This window comes from Burkholderia sp. LMG 13014 (assembly GCF_905232215.1).
Taxonomy (GTDB): domain Bacteria; phylum Pseudomonadota; class Gammaproteobacteria; order Burkholderiales; family Burkholderiaceae; genus Burkholderia.
Map to the genome: position 1 here is coordinate 1 of NZ_CAJNKE010000506.1, position 4313 is coordinate 4313.

The following is a 4313-nucleotide window of genomic DNA, read 5'->3' on the forward strand; positions in this document are numbered from 1 at the left end:
GTCGGGCGCCGCCCGGCTTACGAGCGCTTCCCCGCCTCGGCTTGCGCGCTCATCCGCGCCTTTTGTTCCTGCAATGCGGCCGTGAAGGCCGGGCTGAAGTCTTCCGCTTCGAGCAGCGGGCGGATCTCGATGTCGGAGTCGCCGGGCATCGGGTTCGGGCAGCGCTTCACCCATTCGACCGCTTCTTCCATCGATTTCACCTGCCACAGCCAGAAGCCGGCGACGAGCTCCTTCGTTTCGGCGAACGGGCCGTCGATGACGGTGCGGTCCTTGCCGGCGAAGTGCACGCGCTTGCCGCGCATGCTCGGGTGCAGCCCGTCGGCGGCGAGCAGGATGCCGGCCTGCGCCAGTTCTTCGTTGAACCGGCCCATCGCGCCGATCATTCCAGGGTCGGGCATCCGGCCGGATTCGGAATCGGCGGTGGCCTTGACGATTACCAGGACGCGCATGGTCGTTTCTCCTTCGGTGAATGGATGAGGGGCATGCCGGCCGTGCGACGCGGCCTTCCCAGGCTTGCAACGATACGACGGGCGGGCGGCGACGAAATCGACATCACGAAAAAAATGTCCGTGCCGTTGACTCGCGGCGGATCGCCCGACGGCAGCGGCGACACCGCGACGTCGCGAACCATCAAGTGCGGGCCGGCGGGGCCCCATAAAGTTCGCTTCAAGGCGGACGGCCAGCAGACCGGGCCGCCGCTCCTTCGACGAACGACAGAAACAGGAACCCCGCCCATGCAACCGATCTCCGTTGTGAAGAAGCAAGACATCGTCGCCGCCGACCGCTGGATGCAGCAACGGCCGGAACGCGCGCTTACGCTGCCGTCGCGCTATTTCTATGACGACGCGGTATTCGCGGCCGAGCGCGATCGCATTTTCATGTCGGCCTGGCATGTGATCGGACACACCTCGGAGCTGAGCACCCCGGGGCAATTCGTGATGACCGACGTGTTCGACCAGAGCGTGATCGCCACGTGCGGCCGCGACGGCCAGGTCCATGCGTTCCACAACGTGTGCCAGCATCGCGGCAATCGCCTCGTGGAAGCGCGGCGCGGCGAGCAGAAGGGCCTGTTCCGCTGCGCGTACCACTCGTGGTGCTACGGCGCGGACGGCAGCCTGCGCGGCGCGCCGCGCACCGATCGCGTCGAAGATTTCGACCTCGCGGCTCACAACATCCCGAAGGTGCGCATCGAGGAACTCGGCGGCTTCTACTACTTCAATCTCGATCCCGATGCGCCGTCGATGCGCGACCTGTTCCCCGGCGCCGACGCGGAGATGAAGCGCGTGTTCCCGAAGCTGGACGCATACCGGCTGATCGAGGAGAAGGACGTGATCGTGCCGGCGAACTGGAAGGTCATCATGGACAACTCGATCGAGGGCTATCACTTCTCGCTGTCGGGCCCGCATCACGTCGAACTGGCCGGCCTGATCGATTTCGCCGGCTACCGGCTCACGCAGCACGACAAGTGGTGGACCTACATCGCGCCGGCCAACCGCGACGCGACCGCCGCCTACGGCGTACCGCTCGGCGACAAGAATCCCGACGAGTGCTTCTTCAACATCGGCATCTGGCCGCACAACACGTTCTACACGTTCCCGTACTCGGAGTTCCTCGCCACGTTCCTGATCATCCCGCTGGAACCGGAGAAGACGCTGCTGCGCTTCGGCTACTACTCGACGCACGACGCGGTGCCCGCGGTGACCAAGGCGTGCATGGACTGGATGAACACCGATCTCGGCCCGGAAGACATCCGCCTGAACATCTCGGTGCAGAAGGGGCTGCATTCGGTGGGCTACAACCAGGGCCGCTACGTGATCGATGCGCAGCGCAGCAACGAAAGCGAGCACCTGGTGCACCACTTCCATACGCTCGTGCACGACGGCATCCACGGCGCGTAGCCGGCGGGGGAGCGCCGCTCCCCGTTCCGCTTCCCGCGCTCGGGCGGCGATGCCGCTCCGCGCACTCGTCTTCCATGATCTCGATCAACTGTATGCATGCGATGAAGAAACCACAGGGAATCGACGCCGTGCGTCGCGACTACGACTACGTGATCGTCGGCGCGGGATCGGCCGGCTGCGTGCTGGCCAACCGGCTCGGGCAGGACCCGGGCGTGCGGGTATTGCTGCTCGAGGCCGGGCCGACGAATCGGCACTGGTCGATCGACATGCCTTCCGCGATGGGCATCGTGGTGGGCGGCAACCGCTTCAACTGGCAGTATCAATCGGAGCCCGAACCGTTCCTGAACCGGCGGCGCATCGCGACGCCGCGCGGGCGCGTGCTGGGCGGATCGTCGTCGATCAACGGGATGGTCTATATCCGCGGTCACGCCCGCGACTACGACGGCTGGTCCGAGCAGGGCTGCACCGGCTGGAGCTATCGCGAAGTGTTGCCGTACTTCATCCGTGCCGAGCGGCACGAGCTCGGCGCGGATCCCTATCACGGCGACAGCGGCCATCTGCACGTCACGGCGGGCCAGACCGACACGCCGCTCGCCAGTGCGTTCATCGCGTCCGGTGTCGATGCGGGCTATGCGCACACCGACGACGTGAACGGCTATCGCCAGGAAGGCTTCGGCCGCGTCGATCGCACGACGTGGGGCGGGTCGCGCTGGAGTACCGCGCGCGGCTATCTCGCGGAGGCGCTCGGGCGCGGCAACGTCACGGTCGTGACCGGCGCGCTCGTGCTGCGCGTGCTGTTCGACGGCCGGCGCGCGACCGGCATCGAGTACGCGTGCGACGGCGAGACGCGGCAGGTTCGCGCGAGCGCCGAAGTGCTGCTGTGCGGTGGCGCGATCAATACCCCGCAGTTGCTGCTGCTGTCCGGCATCGGGCCGGCGAACGAGCTGGAAGGCCTCGGCGTGCGTGCGCGACACGACCTGCCGGGCGTCGGGCGCCGGCTGTCCGATCATCCGGATACGGTGGTGCAGTATCTGTGCCGCAAACCCGTCTCGATCTACCCGTGGACGGTCGCCCCGCGCAAATGGTGGACCGGCGCGAAATGGTTCGCGAACCGCGCCGGAATTGCCGCGAGCAACCATTTCGAGGCGGGGGCGTTCATCCGCTCGCGCGCGGGCGTCGAGCATCCGGACCTGCAACTGACCTTCATGCCGCTCGCCGTGCAGCCGGGCAGCGTCGAGAGCGTGCGCGCGCACGCGTTCCAGGTGCACATCGACCTGATGCGTCCGACGAGCCTCGGCGCGGTGACGCTGGCGTCCGGCGACGCGCGCATCCCGCCGCGGATCCTGTTCAACTACCTGAAGACGGAGCGCGATCGGGCCGACATGCGCGCGGGCGTGCGGCTCGTCAGGGAGATCCTCGCGCAGCCGTCGTTCCGCGAGCTGTGCGGCGACGAACTGTCGCCCGGCGCGGGCAAGACCGACGATGCCGCGCTCGATGCGTGGGCGCGCGACATCACCGAAACGGGCTATCACGCGGCGGGCACCTGCAAGATGGGCCCGGCGGACGATCCGGAGGCGGTGGTCGGCCCCGACCTGCGCGTGCATGGCATCGAACGGCTGCGCGTGATCGACGCATCGGTGATGCCGACGATCGTCAGCGGCAATACCAACGCGCCGACCGTGATGATCGGCGAGAAAGGCAGCGATCTCGTGCTGGGGCGCACGCCGCTGCCGCCGTCGGCGGCGCCGGTCTGGGCGCAGCCCGACTGGCGCACCTGCCAGCGGTGAGCGCGATGGCACCGATCATCCCGTTCCCGCCCGGCGATCGCATCGCCGCAGTCGTGGTCGAGGCGGCCATGCTGACGCCCGAGATCCGCGGCATCGTGCTGGCGGCAGCCGACGGTGCGGCGCTGCCCCCCGCCGACCCCGGCGCACATGTCGAAGTCCGCCTGCCGGACGGCATCGTGCGTCATTACTCGATCGTCGAACGCGCGGCCGACGGTTCGACCTACCGGATCGCGGTGCTGCGCGAGCCACGCTCGCGCGGCGGCTCCGCGTATCTCGTCGAACGGCTCGCGCCGGGCGATGCGCTCGACGTGAGCCCGCCCAGGAATCACTTCGCGCTCGACGAGCACGCGAGCGAGTACGTGCTGATCGCGGGCGGGATCGGCATCACGCCGATTCTGCCGATGGCGCGGCGGCTCGATGCGCTCGGCAAGTCGTTCACGCTGCTGTACCTGGCGCGCTCGCGCGAGCGCATGGCGCTGCGCGACGCGATCGAACGCGGCCCGCTGCGGGAGAACACCCGCCTGCATTGCAGCGAACAGCACGGCGAAGCGGACCTGCGCACGCTGCTGGGCGTGCCGCGCGCCGGCGCACAGGTGTATGTGTGCGGGCCGGGCCGCCTGATCGACGG

At 68.2% G+C, this 4313-nt stretch carries 4 protein-coding genes; 3 read left to right on the top strand and 1 reads right to left on the bottom strand.

The annotated features are described in order from the left end of the window. Positions 1 to 17: 17 nt before the first annotated feature. Positions 18 to 449 (bottom strand): YciI family protein, encoded by a 432-nt coding sequence (locus tag JYJ84_RS29725; RefSeq protein WP_122949606.1) that lies wholly within the window; start codon positions 447 to 449, stop codon positions 18 to 20. Positions 450 to 734: 285 nt separating this feature from the next. On the opposite strand from JYJ84_RS29725, the gene JYJ84_RS29730 reads away from it, so the two are divergent. The 3 genes from JYJ84_RS29730 to JYJ84_RS29740 form a co-directional block, all read left to right on the top strand. Continuing rightward, on the top strand, positions 735 to 1898 hold the full coding sequence (locus JYJ84_RS29730) for an aromatic ring-hydroxylating dioxygenase subunit alpha (RefSeq protein ID WP_175221235.1): 1164 nt from the start codon (positions 735 to 737) through the stop codon (positions 1896 to 1898). A gap of 101 nt (positions 1899 to 1999) precedes the next feature. Continuing rightward, positions 2000 to 3685 carry a choline dehydrogenase gene (locus JYJ84_RS29735; RefSeq protein WP_122949605.1) on the top strand — a complete coding sequence of 562 codons (1686 nt, stop codon included), beginning with the start codon at positions 2000 to 2002 and terminating at the stop codon, positions 3683 to 3685. A gap of 5 nt (positions 3686 to 3690) precedes the next feature. Then, on the top strand, positions 3691 to 4313 hold a 623-nt coding region (locus JYJ84_RS29740), incomplete at its 3' end, for a ferredoxin reductase (protein WP_205189843.1).